The organism is Lysinibacillus sp. Bpr_S20 (assembly GCF_023337835.1).
In the GTDB taxonomy this organism is placed as follows: Bacteria; Bacillota; Bacilli; order Bacillales_A; family Planococcaceae; genus Lysinibacillus.
The window spans coordinates 45368-64844 of record NZ_JALNLQ010000009.1 but is presented as its reverse complement, the minus strand read 5'-3'; the positions used below and the strand labels follow the sequence as shown (position 1 = coordinate 64844).

The window sequence follows — 19477 nt, the reverse complement described above, 5'->3', positions numbered from 1 at the left end:
AGATGGATCAAAAAACAATAGATATTTTAAATGAATGGAAAAAAAGACAAAAACATGATTACTTTAAATTAGGCTATAACACATTAAAACCAGACCAACTTGTATTTAGTAATAAGTACAACGAATATTTGCAGCTCGCCATTCCACAAAAATGGATGCTGTCGATCCAAAAAGAACGTTTAGGACATAGCAATATCAATACAACTTTAAATATTTTCACTCATGTTACCAAAAAAGCAAAAGGTGAAGCAATTCAAAAATTCGCCAACTACATTAATATCTAGTTAGTTTGAATACGATTTTGAATACGGTTGAATACGACTTAGTGAAGTTTCATGCAAGCTGTAAAAGTGAAAGTTCATTGATTTAAAGGGATTTTGACACTCATTGAGCCTAGATGAAACAGTGTTGTCAGACATTGTTTAGTCTGGCTCCTCCTTTTTGGTTAATGAGGATTGGGAATAAGCCCAGTCCTTTTTATTTTCCCTTCCATAAATAAACTCCTATCGTCTTTTCCTCTATATTCCCTCTATTGAAAAATTAGTATCCCTTTACCTCCCTATTACCCAATTTTTAATTGTATAACCCATTTTGGAAGTTTCAATCAAAAAATGAATGGGAGGACTTTATCCATAATTTGATTTTCCAATAGTTCTCTGCCACTTTTAAATACTGTTTATGATTATTCTATATTTCCTTGTTTAATCATAAAATAGAAAAAATTTGACTAAATGAAGAAAATGGAAAAAAGAATTGTCTGTTTAAATAAAAAAACGGGGGTGATTCAAATGAAATTTATACAAAAATTAAGTGTGATCGGACTGTCATTATGTATATTGAGTATCGTTTTTTCATCTGCCAGCATGGCAACAAAAATCGATACAGAAGAGTATCTGAATTCAGTCAATCAAAAAATCAAAAATGAAGTTCCTAATTACAAAAGCGATTCCGCCAAAATAGTAGCACAAGAAACAAAAACGGTGATGATTAAAACTGAAAGAGATGATAAATCATTATTAGAGCAAAAATCAAAAGAATTTGAAGAAAAAATGAAAATCGAGCAAAAAGCCTTTATTGAAGAAGGATTGAAAAAAGCAACAACGCTGCAAGATGTAGAAAAAGTAAAAAGTGAAGCAGCTAACTTATTAAATAAAGAAAAAGAATTGTTTAAAGAAGAAAGCGAACAATATGTAAAAAAAGTGATTGATACGGAAAAAGTAAACTTAGCGATGATTTCAAGTTCATATAAAACGGTTATGGATGACTTTTTCACCTTTAAGAAACACAAGTTTTATTACTATGATGTAACTAAAAAAGAATTTGTTCCAAATAATAAAGTAAGTGCAACAGACGAGGTAAGAGAATTTGAAAAAAAACACCAAGAAGATACTATTTTAAAAGATAATCCAATCAACAACTTCATTCTGTTCATTTTCCTTGGATTGTTATGTATTATTCCTCTTCTCATATGCAATCGACAAAAAAACAAAGCATAAGCTTTGTTTTTTTGCTTGCCTTTTTTCATTTTATTGGACAATTTAATTTTATCTATTAAATGAGATGTTGCCTGTGGGACAACTCATAATTTGAACTAAAATATTGTTATTTTTTCCTAGTACTGCTTCCTTTTTCTACTTGTTGTAGTTGTTACTGCTTGGTCTCATTTCTCTTTTCATCTATGTTTTATTTAGTTGCTACCGCATTTAAAAGTAATTGTTTGTTGCGATCAGACATTATACGCCATTCTTTAACCGTTACTTTCATTTGCCTCCACTTCCTTTCAAATGTATGCTCCTAAACACTGTATGCAATCGTTAGCGAATGTAAAACACCTCCGCATTGATTAATAACAATGCGTGTCTATTTTTTATTAAAAAAGTAGTCTAGCCTTTACGGCGGGCATGATTGCCTTGTCCGGTTAGCCAACCCTTCCTACAAATGAATTCTAGTTTTTATCGAATCATATGTGTAAAGGCTCCTTGTCAAGTCGCAATTATTCACACACTTATATAGAAAAGTAGTTAACCATCATCGAAAGTGTACATGCTTAAACGAGCAAAAATGTACATTGTTATTTGACATTTACATTGATAAAATTTTGTTCAACTTTTTCTTATATTCAATAGAACCGATAATCATTCCATATTCTTATTAATTTTTCTATTTTATTCACATTTGCCCTTCTAGCCAATAAAACGACTGGACATTCTCTATGCTTTTGTCCTCTACTGCTCAAAATTCATTTCCCTATGTACAATAAAAAGCCACACCTTGTTAGATGTGACTTTGGATAGTATTCGTCTGGATCCATACATCGATCCGTTTTAACACCTTACATACTTACGTTTGAAACCGATTCTCCCTTTATCTACTTCTTTTTGAATACTTTCAAAAGCATTTAGAAGACTAGGTTTTTTCTTGTCCCGTTTGACTTCTACTATTCCTATTTCCTTTGCGGTCTCAACAGCCTTTTCATGTAATGGTACATATGAAATCCCCACTGTGTATAGAAAATTATTCATAGCAGACTTCGTTCTTTCTGGGGCATCATGAATAGAACTTTTCACAATTTCCAGCATATTAGAAATCTTACTTTCGGAAAATTCATGGTCTTTTCGATTCCCTAAAAGCCAGCAGTAGCAACTCCAACCCGCTGACATTTTTAGCTCGTCGCCGCTTGCAATCCATTTATCAGCAACGTCTTGTGCAATAGCTGACTCTGATAATGTTACCGCCACTACATAATCAGACAGCATATAAAAATACGCTGCATCCATCCATCGATCAAAATCGGATTCAGTCATAGCATTTGGATCTGCAATAATGCCTGCAAAATACATTGCATCATAATTACCTGTAGCGTAAAGCTCTTCAGCTAAAAGTTGATTTATTTTTATCTTCTTTGCAATAGGTTTCATCACTCCTGTTGCAACACCAAAAAGAGGCTCGTGCGCACCATTGGATATATACATTTTTTTAGTTCGTTCTTTACCTAGAGATTCAAGCTCCCTCATAACTGTTTCGAAATCCATAGTCCTGTACTTCCTTTCTATCATTACCTTTATAATTTTAATTAACTTGCTATTCACTTCTGCTGCCTACTCAAAAGCCCTGTCAATTTGGTCTAATTAACGACGCCACTCCCTGTAAAGTCGTACTATACGAAATTAAGCTGCATATTTGCACATATTATTTTCATCGTATAAAAAAATTAATTTTTCTATGCCGATATAGGATATATATCGCACTCACTTTTGAAAACTATACATATTATACAGGAAAGAAAGGAGGAGAATTAATATGTCTCAATATTGTGGTAACCGTGGTGGCTACGGCGGTGGTTCAGCGTTCGCGCTACTTGTTGTACTATTCATTCTTCTAATTATTGTTGGTGCTGCTTTCTTCTATAATTCATATTAATATTTCTATCATAAATCATATCTATTAATCCATAACAATACAAATAATCCTATACCTCTATTTCTTTTCTAAGGGTCACTTTTCTCAGGTGACCCTTTTATTATTCATTACACAAAGTACTATAATCCACTCAAAACATCCACTGGACTTTACAAGAAAAAGAAAAGGCCATACCCAATTGGATATGACTTTGCACGTTACTTTACTTTTTCTATTATTGCCCAAATTAACATTGCAGAAATGGATGAGACAACCTACCATATTTATTCAGTCGTTAATATCCCAATCGTTTTACTGCTTTTACAGCTAAGACTATTTGCTTTAAATTTTATACTCATTGAAAGCATCTGCAACGTACTTAATTCGTTAGCCAACTTATCTAATTCAACTAATCCTTCCCTTTGTAAATGACTAATTTCCAATTCAAGCTGTTTTAGTGATTTTTGAATATCTTCTATATTTTCCTTGTATTTCTCTAAAACAATTTTAGTATCCAATATCTCAATTTTATTGTTTGTATGTTTTATGACTAACTCATCCTTTCTACTTACAAAGTCATCTTTATGGCTAAATTTTTAGTTACATGAGATATTGAAAATCACCTTTGCACATGTAAGTTTTTAAAGAATTGGATTTAATTAACACCATTATAATGTTGTTTAACTTATTTAACAATCTTATTTTCAATTAATCGAAGTTAAAAAAAGTCACACCTTGTTAGATGTGACTTTCTGTAACATATATCTATCTACATAAATTGTAAATACTCTAAAACATTCCCGAAAGGATCTCTGAAGCTAATTACTTTTCCTGGAGGGCAATCCATCGGCTCATCTACAATGAACTCAACATTATGTTCTCTTAACTTATTAACTGTTTGATGAATGTCATCTGTTTTTAAAGCTAAAACCACGCCTAAGAAATCTTTAGAAATAGAATTAGATTCTTTTGATTCCTCTAGAACTAATGGTAAATCACCATGAACGAGTGTTACGATTTTAGGTCCGTATTGTTTGTTAACTTCAAAACCTAGAACAGTAGTGTAAAAATCAATTGCTTTTTCGATGTTAGGTACATAAATGCTGATAACACAAACTTGAGTCATAATTCATCCCCCTATAATTCGTTTAAATACCTGTTATTTACAATTATAGAATGTTCAAAATTATCTTTCAACTACGAAGGTAAATAAAAGTCAAAGGGCCTTATCAAAATTAAAGATCGTACGCACTCCTATACCAATCATTATGTTAACGGGATGATGTGTCACCATTTGAAAAATATAACAAAAGGTATTACTATTTGATTTATATATATTCTAGATGGAATACATTTCAAATAATACTAAAATGATGATAGACAGGATGAATTTAAAATCAGAAGAGTTGGGGTTTGCCGCCCAATGATTATGTTAGCAAATTACCAAAATGCTTAAGGCCGTTTTTATTACTGAAACTTAAATTCAATAAGTAGAATCTTTAGTTGTTAATACCCATCTATCTATTATGCTGATAGATGGGTATTTTATTTCAATGAACCGAATGATTATTCGTAGGAAAAAATTAAGTAGACTTGATAGAGACAAAAAGGTAAAGAATTTTTATAAAAACTGTAACGAATCAATGAAATTTTGGATATATGAATGATTAACTTTTTAAGTAGCTTGACTTAAAAACATGCCGTTTTCTTATATTGATCAACCGACCGAACTTTATTTGGGGTTTTTCAAGCTATTTAAAGTAATCTAATTTCATTTGAAGGGAGGTAAACTGTGAATAAAAATAATATATACCAAGAATACGGGGATTTTGTTTTTAGATATTTATTGACTTTAACTAATAAACATCAAATTGCTGAAGAGTTAACTCAGGAGACATTCTATCAAGCGATTAAGTCTATACACAAATTTCATGATGATGGAACTGTGAAATTTTCTACATGGCTATGTTCTATCGCAAAAAATGTTTGGTTACAAGAATTGAATCATGATAAAAAAAGACATCAACTAACAGAGTCATTAAATGATATGAAAACATTAACCTCCAACTTAGAAGAAGAGTTTTTTAGAAATGAAGATAAGGTAAATTTTTTTAAGCAAGCTCATCAACTTAGTGAAAAAAAGCGTGAAATACTCTACTTACGGTTATTAGGTGATCTTTCTTTTAAGGAAATCGGCTCCATTGTTGGAAAAACTGAAAATTGGGCAAGAGTTACTTTTTATCGTGCAAAACAAGAATTAAGAAAGGATGTTATCAGATATGAACCATAATATTTTTAAAGATTTAGTACCCAGCTATATAGAAAAGTTGACTAGCGAAGAAACTACTAGACAGATGGAAAAACATATGATGGAATGTGAAGAATGCAAAAAATATGTAACGGAAATGCAAGAAGGTCTTTTTGTAGATAATACACATGTACATAATAAGGAAAAGGAAAATATTGATTATTTTAAAAAGGTGCGTTCTAAAAATAGAAGAAAAATTTTTATGGTCGCAGGATCCTTACTTGCTTTCTTTATTATTTTATCTATGAGTTATTATTTTCTTTTTGTCCATATGTGGATAGCAGATGAAAATAATGTGGAAAAAAACATTCAACAAAATGGAACAACAGTTACCTTGACATACCAAACGAAAAGTAACAACCGATACCTTTTAGCTGTGAAAAATTCAAGGAATAATAATTATACAGATGATATTATCATTTATGAAAATTGGAATATTTTAGTCGATAAAAAACTGAATTTATTTTCTGAAGTAGCAATGTCCTATAAAGACGGTGTTAACATCACTTACACTTTCTTAGATGAAAATACTTTATTACTCAACAACGGCGAAAAAAAACAATTAACGGATGCGGACAAGATAACAATTCAATTTAAAAATAATACCGAAGAAATAAAATTAAAAGATCTCTATAAATTCAAGAACGTCGATTAAGGAAGCATTAGGATCATTAACGATTAATTATGTAAGCGTATTTTGAGAATAAACTCTCGAATACGCTTATTATTTTTAGCAAGAAAACTGATGGCGAGGAATCAACAACAGATGAAAAAACAATACTAATGTTTGACCTACCACTTGTGAAGAATGCGCTAATCACATTGTGAAGATCGGCAATTGGCCATTATAGATGTAATAGCAAGATCTGACTTCTTTTCTTCCTAAATAAAAGCAAAGGAATTTCTTGTTCTAATGTAATATCATTGAGAAACTTTACAAATAGCAGTAAAATTTATGTAAGGTTTCATTTTTCATTGAAACTTTATGTCGATTATTTCGTATAAGAATATAGACATATTTAAATGCTAGGAGGAAGAAACATGCTTAGTGTCGGAAAGTTTTTCTCTAGACATACCGCTAGCTTCTTAATTTCTCTCTCTACTGTTTCTATTACAGCCATAGCAGCAAATCCAGGATTCTTCCTTGGTGGATTATTGTTTGCTGGAACATACGCTGCGAGTACTGCAGTGTTGAAATATAGACAGAAAAAGAAATTCATGCAATTAGTAGGTATAACAAAAGAAGAATACAAACATATTGAAACACAACTAAAAGCAGCCAATAAACACATACAAACATTAAGTCAAAACTACTTACGTGTACGTTCTGTTTCTGCATTTAAGCAATTGCTCGAAATGACACGAATTTCAAAAAATATCGTAAAAATTGTTAAAACAGATCCGCAAAAATTTTATAATGTAGAACAGTTTTTTTATGCACACCTCCCTTCTGCTGTAGAATTAACAGATAAATATACGATGTTATCGAGGCAGCCTGTGAAGGATAAGGAAATTCAAATTACATTATCACAGACACGAGAAACACTTACTGATTTAAATGATACGATTCAGGTTGATTTAAAGGATGCGCTTTCCAACGATATCGACCATCTTCAAATGGAAATCGAATTTGCGAATCGCTCCAATAGTAGACGAAAAAAACGATTGGAATGGCGAGGCGATGATAAGTGACAGCAAATGAACACGCATTTCAATTAAATACACTACAAGGTGTTTCCCCCCTTGTGCAATCTTATTTAGAAACAACTACAAATAATGAGGCGATGGCGACGTATGAAACGCTATCGCCTCTTGCACAAAGTCGTGCACTTCTATTTGCCAGTCAGCTCGACCTGACAAACTTCGAGTCAATCCTGTCTTTAGGGCAAGATTCACAACGATCAGTATCTCAATTTGCCGATCGAATGCTTGCACAAGTAAAACAGAAAGACGTCTCAAAAATCGGTCAAATGCTAGACTCTTTAATGCAAACGTTAGATCGTGTAGATCCTAACGCATTAGAGCCAAAAAAACAGTCCTTTTTAAAAAAAATGTTTGGAAAAATTGAACCTACTGTGAAGCAAACATTAACGGAGTTTGAACGTATTAGTATCCAAGTAGAGCGAATTGGTGTTCAGCTTGAACGTGCCCAGCTGCAAATGATAAAAGATATAGAAATGCTAGAAGGACTTTATGGACATAATAGAGGATTTTTTGAAGAGTTAGCGACTGCCATTGCAGCAGGTCAAATGAAGAAGCAACAAGCTATTGAGGTGGAGCTTCCTGAAAAAGTGATGCATGTACAGGCAAACAAACAGCCACTAGCTATCCAACAGCTTAATGACTTTGCCGCTCAAATTGAACGTCTAGATCAACGTATTTATGACTTACAAGTATCGCAACAGGTTGCCTTACAAACCGCGCCACAAATACGCATGATTCAGCAGTCCAACCAAACACTAGCTGAAAAAATTGAATTTTCTATCGTCACCCTTATTCCACTTTGGAAAAATCAATTAGCTATGATGTTATCTATGCACATGGATCATCACTACGCGCAACTTGAAGAACGATTATCTCGTACAAACGATCGTTTCACAAGCCCTTCCTTTGAACAACAAGTATCAAAATTTAGAGAAACACAGCATGAGCTTAAAACAGCAATTAAAGACGTCTTTGCTCTTCATACAGCTACCGAACAAGAAAAACAGCATCTGCAAGAAGTAGCTGAATTAAAGAATACAAAGCGATCATGATTCTGTTTTTCCAACAATTAAGGGTGGCTCAGAAATCATCTGAACCACCCTTTATTTTTATTCATATCGACTAAAGGAATGAATTAATTGTGCCAGTACTATTCAACACCGGGACGTATTGTTTATCTTCATGACAGCTTTTTCATTCGAAATAATCTTTATAGTAACCACCAATATTACCAGTGTTATCGATAATAAAAATGAATTCTTCTGTTTCATTTTTTACATCATATTGTTTCCCTACTGTTAATACGTTTGAAACTAAATATTTTGATGCATTTGTATGCTTGCAAGTAACTGTGCGTACTGTCGGTGCATCTTTCCATTTTAAATGTAACATAATCTCTCTACCTCTCTTTACTAGCACTATGTAATGTCTACAACTTATTTTATAATATTTTTGTACGCTTGTGGAGAAAAAAACCATAGAAGACCATATTTTCTCCAGAACTATCCGTTTTATACCCATATCCTTCATAAAAAATTACTAGAGGTGTTAATATATGAGCTTTGGTGGTGTACCGCAATGGTTTTTTATACTGGCCGTTGCCTTTGCAATTTGCTTTATTTTATACGCAGAATGGAATTCTAGAAAATAAGTGAGCCCATTAATTTGGACTCACTTTTTTTGATTGCTAGTTGCAAGTTATTTTAATGTTCGTTTTAAAAATTCTTTTGTCCGTTCATGTTGAGGGTTGATTAAAACCTGTGCAGGTGACCCTTCCTCTACAATAACACCTTTATCCATAAAGACGACACGATCTGCTACTTCTTTAGCAAATTCCATTTCATGTGTAACAATTAACATTGTATTCCCGGCATCAGCTAGCTGACGCATTACTTTCAACACTTCACCTACCATTTCTGGATCAAGGGCTGACGTCGGTTCATCAAACAGCATGACTTCCGGGCTCATGGACAATGCTCGCGCAATCGCTACCCGCTGTTTTTGACCACCAGAAAGTTGTCGTGGCTTTGCACTAACGTATTGATCCATACCTACAATTTGCAAATATTTTAAAGCAACTTCCTCTGCTTCAACCTTCGAACGCTTTAAAACTTTCATTTGACCAACTGTGCAATTTTTAAGCACATTATGATTGTTGAATAAGTTAAATTGTTGAAATACCATACCTAAATGTGTACGATATTCCTGGATATTATGCTTTTCATCTAAAATGTTTTCACCTTTATATATAATTTGGCCGCCACTTGGGGTTTCCAGTAAATTAATGCAGCGTAATAATGTTGATTTACCAGATCCTGAAGAACCGATCAAGCACACAACCTCGCCTTTTTCTACTTGAAAATTTACATCCTTTAACACTTCGTTACGACCAAATGATTTACTTAAGTGCTCTATTTTAATAACTGTCATTTACTCGTCCCCCTATATTGCTTCTCTCTGTTCTTTTTGATAGGCATCTGGTCCATCCAGTCGTTTTTCAATATACAGTAAAATTCTTGATGCTGTGAATGTCATGATGAAATAAAGAACACAAGCTATAAAGAAGGATTCAAAATAACGAAAGTTATTCCCTGCAATTGACTTTGTTTGGAAAAATAATTCTGTAACTCCAATAACGTTTAAAACGGCTGTATCTTTAATGTTCATAATTAATTGGTTACCTGTTGCCGGCAATATATTTCGGGCAACTTGTGGTAAAACAACATGTAGCATGATTTGAACATGATTCATACCAATGGCCGATGCAGCCTCGTACTGCCCTTGATCAATGGAAACAATACCGCCACGCACGATTTCTGCCATATAAGCACCCGTATTGAGTGAAACCACTAAAATACCTGCTGTAATAAAATGCATATCAATACCAAATGCTATATCTAATCCGAAAAATACAACCATTGCTTGTACAATCATTGGTGTACCACGGAAGAATTCGACATAGCAAGTAAGTATAAAATTAATGAGTTTTAAGCAATAAAATTTTACACCCTTTTTACGAACTTTGATGGTATGCATAATTCCAATGAAAAATCCGATAAGTGCACCAATAATTGTACTACTAATTGAAATAAGTAATGTATAATAAGTACCTCGTAAAAACATTTGCCAGTTGTTCTCAACAATAGAAATAATCCATTCAAGACTCATGATGTTCCTCCTAACCACGTCGTGTTGCTTGTTTGTTACAGTATCTTATGAAACTTTTAGCTAAGACATTATTAAATATTTTGAGAGATTTTGTGATTGCACGGACTAGCAAATAGCCCGTGCATGTAAGTTTATGTTATTGAGCTGCTGGTTGTTGGTTAATGGCTTCTTCCATAATTTTTTGGCGCTCATCTTCTGAAATACCTTTTAAGATGTCATTGATTTTTTCAAGATCTGCATCACCTTTGCGTACACCAACTGCGATTGATGTATTTGAAATATCTGTCTTGAAGCCTTTTTCAAACTTTACATACGTAAATTTATCATTTGCAGCAGCAGCCGAAATACCTTCTGGACGTTCTGCTACATAGCCGTCAATTTTTCCAGCTTCTAAAGCTACACGCATAGCTGGGAAGTTATCCATTGCAGTTTGTTTTTTTACACCTTTGATTTGATCAATAACTGTGTAGTTAGAAGTATTTAATTGTGATGTGATTTTAGCTCCAGAGAAATCTTGGATGGATGTTGCTTTTTCATATTTGCTTCCTTTTTTAATAACCATGACAAAATCAGATGTATAGTAGTTTTCTGTGAAGTCGATTGTTTGCTTACGCTTATCGGTAGGTGACATACCAGCAATGATTGCATCGATTTTATTTGATTGTAGAGCTGGTACTAAACCATCCCATTCTAATTTTACGATCACTAATTCTTTTCCTAAGCCCTCCGCTATTTTTTTGGCCATTTGTACATCATAGCCACCTGCATATTCTGCATTATCGGCAATTTTTACTGCGCCATTTGCATCATCTTGCTGCGTCCAGTTAAACGGAGCATAACCTGCTTCCATCCCAATACGGAATTGAACGCCACCCTCTTTTGTATCAGTACTTGCAGTGCCTTTACTAGATGATGTCGTATCCTTCTTGTCACTCGTACCACAAGCTGCGAGCAAAATTGCGGTCATTACGGCCAACATAAATACTAACAATTTTCTTTTCATCAAATATTCCCCTTTTCTATAAAAAAATAAGACAACTGTACAAAAAAAGACCTAAGTACTGAACTTAGGTCTTACTTTTTTTAACAGTTGCCCAAATCCTCACTATAATTCCATCATTCCGAGATAGCACAACCTAGTAAACCTGGAAAATAATTCACTAGGACAGTCCTGCACTTATTCACTGCAGACCCAGCATAAAAGTACGAGCTCCTTTTATACTTCGGCGATAGTTCCTTCTTCATTGCGTCTTCGCTTGCTTGTACTCAACAATGAACTAATAAATACCGCGCCTCTACCTCACAATAGGATAAATGTGAGGTTTGTTTATTTAATTGATATTAAGATACTACTATAAAAGTAACTTATTCGTCAAGATAATTTTATTACTTTTCAGACTAATTACAATATTAGGGTTTTTTATCTATTTTATAGCCAAATATACACTCTTACAATGTTGAAAATGATGACTCCGCTTAGCCATGAGATTTCAATAAAAGCGTATGTCGTCGCTTCGTGCCTGTTCAAGTCGTTCCGGCCAATCTTTCCGTCACTTCGGCTGTTTTATCCGTCGCTTTGACTTTTCTTTCCGTCGTTCCGATCAATCTTTCCGTCGCTTCGTGCCTGTTCGTCGTTCCGGCCAATCTTTCCGTCGCTTCGGCTGTTCTATCCGTCGCTTTAACTCTTTTTTCCGTCGTTCTTGCTGCTGTTTCTGTCGCTTTGTGTCCGTTCCATCGTTCCGGTCAATCTTTCCGTCGCTTCGATTGTTTTATCCGTCACTTTGACTCTTCTTTCCGTCGTTCTAAGTGCTGTTTCCGTTGCTTCGTATCAGTTCCTCGTTCCGGCCAATCTTTCCGTCGCTTCGGCTGTTTTATCCATCGCTTTGGCTCTTCTTTCCGTCGTTCTTACTGCTGTTTCCGTCGCTTCGTATCAGTTCCGTCGTTCCGGCCAATCTTTCCGTCACTTCGGCTGTTTTATCCGTCGCTTTGACTTTTCTTTTCATCGCTTCGTGCCTGTTCGTCGTTCCGGCCAATCTTTCCGTCGCTTCGGCTGTTCTATCCGTCGCTTTAACTCTTTTTTCCGTCGTTCTTGCTGCTGTTTCCGTCGCTTTGTGTCCGTTCCGTCGTTCCGGTCAATCTTTCCGTCGCTTCGATTGTTTTATCCGTCACTTTGACTCTTCTTTCCTTCGTTCTAAGTGCTGTTTCCGTCGCTTCGGTTCTTTTATCCATCACTTCTTTATAAATTGATCCATAAAAAGATAAAAAACCCTGCGAAACAATGTTCGCAAGGTTTTTATAAGCCCAGGAATTAAGAATTTAATAATAAATCTTCTGGGTTTTCAAGTAATTCTTTAACAGTTTTAAGGAAGCCTACAGAATCTTTACCATCGATAATACGGTGGTCATAAGAAAGTGCTAAGTACATCATTGGGCGAATTTCTACTTCACCATTCACTTCAACTGGACGTTTTTTGATAGTGTGCATACCAAGGATAGCAGCTTGTGTACCATTCATGATAGGTGTAGACATTAATGAACCGAATACCCCACCATTTGTAATTGTGAATGAGCCACCTGAAAGATCTGCTAAACCTAATTTTTTATCGCGTGCTTTTTTCGCTAGGTCTGCAATTGAATCTTCAATTTCTGCAAAGTTTTTACGGTCAGCATCACGTACAACTGGTACTACTAAACCTTCTTCTGTTGATACAGCTACACCGATATCAAAGAAGTTGTTTAAGTGAATTTCATCACCCACGATTTGTGCGTTAACATATGGGTATTTTTTAAGTGCTGCAACTACAGCTTTTGTGAAGAATGACATGAAACCAAGTTTTGAGCCAGTTGACTCGAAGAATTGGTCTTTTTTACGAGAACGTAAAGCCATTACGTTTGTCATATCTACTTCGTTAAATGTTGTTAACATTGCTGTAGATTGTTTTACTTCAAGTAAGCGTTTTGCAATTGTTTGACGGCGACGGCTCATTTTTTCAACTGTCACACGTGATTCATCAACTGCTGCAACTGCTTTCGGTGCTGCTGGAGCTGCTTGTGGTGCTGCAACTGGAGCTGTACCATGAGCTGCTACGTCTTGTACACGAACGCGGCCTTGTGGATCTACTGGAGATACAGCAGCAAGGTCAATACCTTTTTCACGAGCAAGTTTACGAGCTGCTGGAGATGCGATTACACGCTCACCAGTAGTTTCTTCTACAACTGGTGCTGCTGCAACAGGTGCAGGTGCCGCTTGTGGTGCTGCTGGAACTGGTGCTGCCTCAACTGGAGCTGCCGGAGCAGGTGCTGCGCCTTCGCCAGCTTCTACAACTGCGATTACTTGACCTACTAGTACAGTATCGCCTTCTTCAGCTAAAATTTGAGTTAAAACTCCCGCTTCTTCAGAAATGATTTCAGCGTTTACTTTATCTGTTTCAAGTTCAACGATGAATTCACCTTTTTCAACGCGATCGCCCACTTTTTTTACCCACTGTGCGATACTACCTTCTGTAATCGATTCTGCTAATTCAGGGACTTTAATTTCAGCCACTTTCATTTCCTCCTTTAATAAACGTGCATTGTGCACATTAGAAGGGCTACCGCCTTAGCAAGTAGCCCGGCTCTCATTAATTAATATGTGATTATTTAACTTTTAAAGGCTCAGCAACTGCTTCTTCTACAAGTGCTGCTTGAGCTGCTTTATGAGAATCTGCATCACCTTCAGAAGTCGAACTCATTGCAGGTCGACCTACATAACGTAGTTTTTTACCTTCTGAAAGTTCGTGTAATGTTTCTAATGCATAATTCCAAGAACCTTGGTTTTTAGGTTCTTCTTGTACCCAAACGATTTCTTTTACATTAGGATACTTAGCAATGATATCAGCAACTTGCTCTTTTGGGAATGGGTAAAGTTGTTCTACACGAATAATGTGTAAGTGATCGAAGCCTTCACCGTCTTTAATGCGGTCTGCAATGTCGATCATTACTTTACCTGTACCTAATACAATACGTTCTACAGCTTCTGGTTTCGAACCTAGACCTGGTTGCTCAATTACTTCTTGGAATGAGCCATTTGCCAATTGTTCAGCGTTCGCTGCAGCTAATGGGTGACGAAGTAAGTACTTAGGTGAAACCACTACAAGTGGACGAACACCTTCAGTTCCTAATAATGCTGCTTGACGACGTAATAAGTGGTAGTAGTTACCTGCGTTTGAGCAGTTCGCTACGAACCAGTTATTTTCAGCTGACATTTGTAAGTAACGTTCCATACGGCTTGAAGAGTGTTCTGGTCCTTGACCTTCATAGCCATGTGGTAAAAGAATAACTAAACCAGATTTTTGACCCCATTTAGCACGTGCACCTGAAATAAAGTTATCGAACATAACTTGTGCCATGTTAGCAAAGTCACCAAATTGAGCTTCCCAAACTGATAGCACATGATCATTTTCTAAATTGTAACCATATTCAAAGCCTACTACCCCAGCTTCTGTAAGTGGAGAGTTGTGTACTGTAAATGATGCATTTGCACCTGAAATATGGTGAAGTGGTGTGAATAACTTACCATTGTTTTTGTCATGTAACACTAAGTGACGTTGAGAGAACGTACCACGTTGTGCATCTTGACCTGTAAAACGTACTGGAGTGCCATCTTGAATAATCGTTGCATATGCTAAAGTTTCTGCATGACCCCAGTCGATTTTTGCAGAAGCAAATGCATCACGGCGTTTTTCTAAAATTTTACCAAGTTTTTTCTGTGGTTCGAAGTTTTCTTCAAACACTAAAAGCTCTTCATTAATTTTTTCTAGACGTTCCGCACCAACTGCTGTATCAATTTGTGGGAATTCTACTTTTAATTCTTCAGGCATTTCTGGATGCTTATGCTCATCTTTGTCTGCCATTTCTTTCACATGATCATAAGCTGCTTGCATCTCTGCATAAATAGCTTTATCTAAAGCTGCTACTTCTTCAGCAGAAACTACGCCTTCAGCTGCTAATTGAGCACCGTATAAAGCGCGAACTGGTTCATGTTTAGAAACTAATTTATATGTTTCAGGGTTTGTTACAGTTGGATCATCCGTTTCATTATGACCATGACGACGGTAACCGATAAGGTCAACGATGATATCTTTACCGAATTTTTGACGGTAGTTAGCTGCAAAGCGTCCTACTAAAGCTACAGACTCAGGGCTATCTGCATTTACATGCACAACTGGTACTTCATAACCTTTTGCAGGGTCAGAAGAGTAAACAGAAGAGCGAGAGTCTTGTAATTCAGTTGTAAATCCAATCATGTTGTTAGCAATGATGTGGATTGTACCACCAGTAGTGAACCCCTCAGTTTTTGCAAAGTTTAATACTTCTGTTACGATCCCTTGACCTGGGAATGCAGCGTCACCATGCACAAGAATACCTAATCCTTTTGTGCGGTCATGAATAGCTTGCCCTGGTTTAGAAGTGTCATCTTGTGCTGCACGTGCAGTACCTAAAACAACAGGATTCCCTACTTCTAAGTGAGATGGGTTGTAAGCTAGCTTTACATTCATACCAGATTCACGCATATATGAAGCACCCATATGGTACTTAACATCACCAGTCCAGCCTTTTGTAATTTCAAGGCGGCCGTCTTCTGGGATAAATAAATCATTAGATACATGTGCAAAGTCAGAGAACATCATATCGTATGGTTTATTTAAAATGTGTGTTAACACGTTTAAACGACCACGGTGAGCCATACCAATACGTACTTTTTCCACGTTATTTGCTTCAACTGTTTTCAAAATTTCATCAAATAGAACGATTTGAGTATCTAAACCTTCACCAGAGAAACGTTTTTGACCTACAAAAGTTTTATGAATAAACTTCTCGAAGTTTTCAACACGAGTTAAACGGTCTAATAAAGCTTTTTTCTCATTAGAAGTTAATGATTGTTTAAATGAACCTGTTTCAATTTGTGCTTGAATCCAATCACGTTCTTCTGTAGTTCCTACGTGATTATATTCAAACGCTACTTTACCTGTATAAACAGATTTTAAGTAATCGATTGCATCTTTACCATTTTTCACGTTTGCTGGCACATCTTTGAAGAAGACAGCTGCAGGAATTTCAGCTAAATCTGCAGCGCTTAGGTTGAACGCGCTTTCTTCAATTTGAGCTGTTTGTAGTTCACGGTTTTTCAAAGGATAAATATCTGCCGCTAAATGACCGTTTGAACGGATTGCATCTGCTAATTTCACAGCTGCTAACACTTTCTTGTAATCGCCAGCAGGAGCTGCTGCATTACTAGCTACAGCTACTTCACCTTCTACTACTACTGGTGCACCAAATTGTTGGAATAATAATACTAACTCCGGTTCTACTTCTTCAGGAGACTGTAAGAATAAGTCGTATTGCTCCATCACATATCCTAGGTTAGGACCAGAGAAAGCTGACCATGGAGAACTTACAGTTGTAACGTTGTTCGACATGAAAAATGACCTCCAAATTTTGCCTTTCGGCAGTTCCATTAATTAAAATACAATTAATTATATAATATTTCTTCGTTCTTTTAAAGGATGTTTGACATCTTATCCAATATTTAAAGAACGTTTTTTCCATCTCAATCTTACTACTCTTCACAAAAAATACAACTCTTTTTAGCAAATTAAGCAATTTTATTCTCAAAGGATGAAATAATTAAATAAAGCATGTAATTTTCTCAATTTTTCAGCGGGAATTTCATCAAGAAAACGGTTCCAACATTTTTATCACTCTTGACTTCCACTGAACTATTGTATTTTTCAAGTAACATTTTTGTAATACTTAGCCCTAAGCCTGTACCGCCTATTTGACGATTTCTCGCCTCATCAACCCGATAAAAGCGATCAAAGATAAATGGAATGTTTTCTTCAGCTATACCAATTCCATTATCTTCTATTTTAATCAAAACTTCCTTCCCTAATTCAGATAGTGAAATTTGAATCTCAGGAATTTTTTCACAATAACGAATTGCATTCTCTATTATATTACGAACAATTTGGCTAAGTGCATTTTCTGTTATAAATAATCGCCCTATTTCTTCATCTTTCGACAGCGTCATTCGAGCTTCTGGATGAAGAATTCTTGTTTCCTCTATAACCGCTTCTATAACAGCTACTGCATCAGCCTCACATTTGATGTCCTTTTCTTCACGACGTGCTAATTCAAGTAATTCTTCAATCATTTTACGCATCCGTGCAATTTCCGTTAATGAGGTTTCAATAGATTCCTCTAGAATTTCCGGATCATCCTTCCCCCATCTTTTTAAAAGGGATAGATGTCCTTCAATTGCCTGAATAGGCGTCCGTAACTCATGAGAAGCATCCGCTACAAATTGTTGTTGCTGTGTAAATGAGATTTGCAGTTCATTCATCATCGCATTGTACATTTTCAATAAATCACCAATCTCATCTTGAGACGTGTAAGATAATTGAATGGGTTCATTAAATCCTTTATCCATAACGGTTTTCATAGATGAACGTAACTCATGCAACGGTTTCGTCAAATAATTAGCAAGATAATAGCCAATTGAGGCTGATAACACTAATCCCCCAATCCCCGCTATGAGCATGGCCGTCAATAAATAATGCATTAGCGACTGAAACTTAGATAATGGATGAATAACTTGAATATACCCTTTGAAGAAGCCAAGCATTATCGGTTCGTTAATAACAAAGGCATCCTTATTATCAATTTTCATTTCTATAATTTCACGCACTTCGGTTAGCGGCGCTGCTTTCGAAGTTTCATTAATGCTTAAAATTTCAATACCATCTGCATTAAACATTCGGACGGTTTGATCTCGATCTACAATGGACTTTAAAAGACCCGTGTTATGTTGAATTTGCTGTATAGAAAGACTAGGTCCTTCCGACTCTAAAAAGGACACCAAATCATTCCTCGTAAGTGTAATCTTACTCTGCTCATCATTTATTAGCCATGTATGCAGCGAAATATATACGACAATACAAATAATAGTATAGCTAAAAAATATAACAGCACTAGATGTTAGCATCCATTTTCTTTGTAAGGACTGATTGACTAAATAATCTCTTAGTTTTTTCATTCTCGCATCACGTACCCAACACCACGAACAGTTTCGATATAGGCATTCATATCACCCGGTAGTTTATTTCGTAAATGCCGAATATATACATCTACTACATTTGTCTCTATATCCGTATCATACCCCCAAACAGAGGTTAAAATTAGCTCTCGTGTACATACTTTATTTTTATGTTCGATCAATAGTTTCAGTAAATCATATTCTGTTTTCGTTAAATCAAGCTTGTTTCCTTGTACCATTACTTCATAGGCCGCTACATCGATTTCAATATCACGAAAATGGAATGATTCACCCTTTTTTTCATCAGGCGTGATCCGACGCAATATAGTTCGAATTCTAGCTAGCAGTTCCTCGATAGCGAATGGTTTTACTATGTAGTCATCTGCACCAGCATCTAAGCCAGCTACACGATCCATTACAGCATCTCGTGCCGTTAACAATATAATAGGTACCTTTGACTGCGTGCGTATTCGACGACAAATTTCAATTCCATTTATTCCTGGAAGCATAACATCTAATAACAGCACGTCAAAATTATCAGATGATGCTAGCTCAAGTCCTTCGCGTCCATCAAAAGCGACGAATACTTCGTAACCTTCATGTTTTAATTCTAGCTCCACAAAGCGAGCGATATGCTTCTCATCTTCCACCAAAAGTATTCTTTTAGGCATTTCTTCACCTTCTATTCTAAATTAACGATGAGAGGAAGTTTCCTCTTAAATACAGTTATAGCATAACATCAAACAAAAAGTCTGTACTACAAGCACATACTTGTTTGTACAGACTTTTTTAACTGCTAGAAGCAATGTTTTTGGTAGCGAAAG

General features: G+C 35.6%; 18 protein-coding genes and 1 riboswitch. Of the genes, 7 read left to right on the top strand and 11 right to left on the bottom strand.

Annotated elements, in window-relative coordinates; all coding sequences use genetic code 11:
- Nucleotides 1–2: 2 nt before the first annotated feature.
- Together MWJ95_RS19000 and MWJ95_RS18995 are read left to right on the top strand one after the other, a co-directional pair.
- On the top strand, nucleotides 3–284 hold the full coding sequence (locus MWJ95_RS19000; protein ID WP_249106958.1) for a site-specific integrase: 282 nt from the start codon (nucleotides 3–5) through the stop codon (nucleotides 282–284).
- A gap of 504 nt (nucleotides 285–788) precedes the next feature.
- On the top strand, nucleotides 789–1496 hold the full coding sequence (locus tag MWJ95_RS18995) for a coiled-coil domain-containing protein (RefSeq protein WP_249106957.1): 708 nt from the start codon (nucleotides 789–791) through the stop codon (nucleotides 1494–1496).
- 828 nt (nucleotides 1497–2324) lie between these two features.
- On the opposite strand, the gene MWJ95_RS18990 is transcribed toward MWJ95_RS18995, so the two are convergent.
- Nucleotides 2325–3032 carry a DNA alkylation repair protein gene (locus tag MWJ95_RS18990; protein ID WP_249106956.1) on the bottom strand — a complete coding sequence of 236 codons (708 nt, stop codon included), beginning with the start codon at nucleotides 3030–3032 and terminating at the stop codon, nucleotides 2325–2327.
- A gap of 268 nt (nucleotides 3033–3300) precedes the next feature.
- On the opposite strand from MWJ95_RS18990, the gene MWJ95_RS18985 reads away from it, so the two are divergent.
- The gene (locus tag MWJ95_RS18985; protein WP_249075807.1) at nucleotides 3301–3420 is read left to right on the top strand and encodes a YjcZ family sporulation protein; all 120 of its coding nucleotides are present in this window, start codon (nucleotides 3301–3303) and stop codon (nucleotides 3418–3420) included.
- Nucleotides 3421–3683: 263 nt separating this feature from the next.
- On the opposite strand, the gene MWJ95_RS18980 is transcribed toward MWJ95_RS18985, so the two are convergent.
- Both MWJ95_RS18980 and MWJ95_RS18975 read right to left on the bottom strand, forming a co-directional pair.
- On the bottom strand, nucleotides 3684–3917 hold the full coding sequence (locus MWJ95_RS18980; RefSeq protein ID WP_249075808.1) for a hypothetical protein: 234 nt from the start codon (nucleotides 3915–3917) through the stop codon (nucleotides 3684–3686).
- Between the two features lie 251 nt (nucleotides 3918–4168).
- A complete protein-coding gene (locus tag MWJ95_RS18975; protein ID WP_249075809.1) occupies nucleotides 4169–4525 on the bottom strand; it encodes a VOC family protein in 357 nt (118 codons plus the stop codon).
- A gap of 666 nt (nucleotides 4526–5191) precedes the next feature.
- Between MWJ95_RS18975 and MWJ95_RS18970 the strand changes: the two genes are divergently transcribed.
- The 4 genes from MWJ95_RS18970 (at nucleotide 5192) to MWJ95_RS18955 (ending at nucleotide 8463) form a co-directional block, all read left to right on the top strand.
- Nucleotides 5192–5689: an RNA polymerase sigma factor gene (locus MWJ95_RS18970; RefSeq protein WP_249106955.1), complete on the top strand. Its 498-nt coding sequence runs from the start codon at nucleotides 5192–5194 to the stop codon at nucleotides 5687–5689.
- Nucleotides 5679–6362 carry a zf-HC2 domain-containing protein gene (locus MWJ95_RS18965; RefSeq protein WP_249106954.1) on the top strand — a complete coding sequence of 228 codons (684 nt, stop codon included), beginning with the start codon at nucleotides 5679–5681 and terminating at the stop codon, nucleotides 6360–6362. Before MWJ95_RS18970 ends, MWJ95_RS18965 begins: the two co-directional genes overlap by 11 nt.
- A 386-nt stretch (nucleotides 6363–6748) precedes the next feature.
- Nucleotides 6749–7399 carry a 5-bromo-4-chloroindolyl phosphate hydrolysis family protein gene (locus MWJ95_RS18960; protein WP_249106953.1) on the top strand — a complete coding sequence of 217 codons (651 nt, stop codon included), beginning with the start codon at nucleotides 6749–6751 and terminating at the stop codon, nucleotides 7397–7399.
- The gene (locus tag MWJ95_RS18955; RefSeq protein WP_249106952.1) at nucleotides 7396–8463 is read left to right on the top strand and encodes a toxic anion resistance protein; all 1068 of its coding nucleotides are present in this window, start codon (nucleotides 7396–7398) and stop codon (nucleotides 8461–8463) included. Before MWJ95_RS18960 ends, MWJ95_RS18955 begins: the two co-directional genes overlap by 4 nt.
- A gap of 142 nt (nucleotides 8464–8605) precedes the next feature.
- Here the strand turns inward: MWJ95_RS18955 and MWJ95_RS18950 are convergent, their stop codons facing one another.
- The 8 genes from MWJ95_RS18950 to MWJ95_RS18915 form a co-directional block, all read right to left on the bottom strand.
- A complete protein-coding gene (locus MWJ95_RS18950; RefSeq protein ID WP_053485867.1) occupies nucleotides 8606–8803 on the bottom strand; it encodes a DUF6501 family protein in 198 nt (65 codons plus the stop codon).
- Nucleotides 8804–9109: 306 nt separating this feature from the next.
- Nucleotides 9110–9841 (bottom strand): amino acid ABC transporter ATP-binding protein, encoded by a 732-nt coding sequence (locus MWJ95_RS18945; protein WP_249106951.1) that lies wholly within the window; start codon nucleotides 9839–9841, stop codon nucleotides 9110–9112.
- A 12-nt stretch (nucleotides 9842–9853) separates the two neighbouring features.
- Nucleotides 9854–10579 (bottom strand): amino acid ABC transporter permease, encoded by a 726-nt coding sequence (locus MWJ95_RS18940; protein WP_249075815.1) that lies wholly within the window; start codon nucleotides 10577–10579, stop codon nucleotides 9854–9856.
- A 136-nt stretch (nucleotides 10580–10715) separates the two neighbouring features.
- On the bottom strand, nucleotides 10716–11582 hold the full coding sequence (locus tag MWJ95_RS18935) for a transporter substrate-binding domain-containing protein (protein WP_249106950.1): 867 nt from the start codon (nucleotides 11580–11582) through the stop codon (nucleotides 10716–10718).
- Nucleotides 11583–11698: 116 nt separating this feature from the next.
- A riboswitch (Lysine riboswitch) is annotated at nucleotides 11699–11885 on the bottom strand.
- A gap of 1002 nt (nucleotides 11886–12887) precedes the next feature.
- The gene (odhB, locus tag MWJ95_RS18930; RefSeq protein WP_249106949.1) at nucleotides 12888–14123 is read right to left on the bottom strand and encodes a 2-oxoglutarate dehydrogenase complex dihydrolipoyllysine-residue succinyltransferase; all 1236 of its coding nucleotides are present in this window, start codon (nucleotides 14121–14123) and stop codon (nucleotides 12888–12890) included.
- Nucleotides 14124–14214: 91 nt separating this feature from the next.
- On the bottom strand, nucleotides 14215–17037 hold the full coding sequence (locus tag MWJ95_RS18925; RefSeq protein WP_249106948.1) for a 2-oxoglutarate dehydrogenase E1 component: 2823 nt from the start codon (nucleotides 17035–17037) through the stop codon (nucleotides 14215–14217).
- Between the two features lie 230 nt (nucleotides 17038–17267).
- On the bottom strand, nucleotides 17268–18653 hold the full coding sequence (locus tag MWJ95_RS18920) for a sensor histidine kinase (RefSeq protein ID WP_249075819.1): 1386 nt from the start codon (nucleotides 18651–18653) through the stop codon (nucleotides 17268–17270).
- Entirely contained in the window at nucleotides 18650–19324 is a 675-nt protein-coding gene (locus MWJ95_RS18915; protein ID WP_249075820.1) for a response regulator transcription factor, read from the bottom strand. The genes MWJ95_RS18920 and MWJ95_RS18915 overlap by 4 nt, the downstream gene beginning before the upstream one ends.
- Nucleotides 19325–19477 lie beyond the last annotated feature (153 nt).

Excerpts from the sequence above, each read along its gene's own strand:
- MWJ95_RS19000 (WP_249106958.1), top strand. The coding sequence starts at position 3 with ATGGATCAAAAAACAATAGATATTTTAAATGAATGGAAAAAAAGACAA.
- MWJ95_RS18995 (WP_249106957.1), top strand. The coding sequence starts at position 789 with ATGAAATTTATACAAAAATTAAGTGTGATCGGACTGTCATTATGTATA.
- MWJ95_RS18990 (WP_249106956.1), bottom strand. The coding sequence starts at position 3,032 with ATGGATTTCGAAACAGTTATGAGGGAGCTTGAATCTCTAGGTAAAGAA.
- MWJ95_RS18985 (WP_249075807.1), top strand. The coding sequence starts at position 3,301 with ATGTCTCAATATTGTGGTAACCGTGGTGGCTACGGCGGTGGTTCAGCG.
- MWJ95_RS18975 (WP_249075809.1), bottom strand. The coding sequence starts at position 4,525 with ATGACTCAAGTTTGTGTTATCAGCATTTATGTACCTAACATCGAAAAA.
- MWJ95_RS18965 (WP_249106954.1), top strand. The coding sequence starts at position 5,679 with ATGAACCATAATATTTTTAAAGATTTAGTACCCAGCTATATAGAAAAG.
- MWJ95_RS18960 (WP_249106953.1), top strand. The coding sequence starts at position 6,749 with ATGCTTAGTGTCGGAAAGTTTTTCTCTAGACATACCGCTAGCTTCTTA.
- MWJ95_RS18950 (WP_053485867.1), bottom strand. The coding sequence starts at position 8,803 with ATGTTACATTTAAAATGGAAAGATGCACCGACAGTACGCACAGTTACT.
- MWJ95_RS18945 (WP_249106951.1), bottom strand. The coding sequence starts at position 9,841 with ATGACAGTTATTAAAATAGAGCACTTAAGTAAATCATTTGGTCGTAAC.
- MWJ95_RS18940 (WP_249075815.1), bottom strand. The coding sequence starts at position 10,579 with ATGAGTCTTGAATGGATTATTTCTATTGTTGAGAACAACTGGCAAATG.
- MWJ95_RS18935 (WP_249106950.1), bottom strand. The coding sequence starts at position 11,582 with ATGAAAAGAAAATTGTTAGTATTTATGTTGGCCGTAATGACCGCAATT.
- MWJ95_RS18925 (WP_249106948.1), bottom strand. The coding sequence starts at position 17,037 with ATGTCGAACAACGTTACAACTGTAAGTTCTCCATGGTCAGCTTTCTCT.
- MWJ95_RS18920 (WP_249075819.1), bottom strand. The coding sequence starts at position 18,653 with ATGAAAAAACTAAGAGATTATTTAGTCAATCAGTCCTTACAAAGAAAA.
- MWJ95_RS18915 (WP_249075820.1), bottom strand. The coding sequence starts at position 19,324 with ATGCCTAAAAGAATACTTTTGGTGGAAGATGAGAAGCATATCGCTCGC.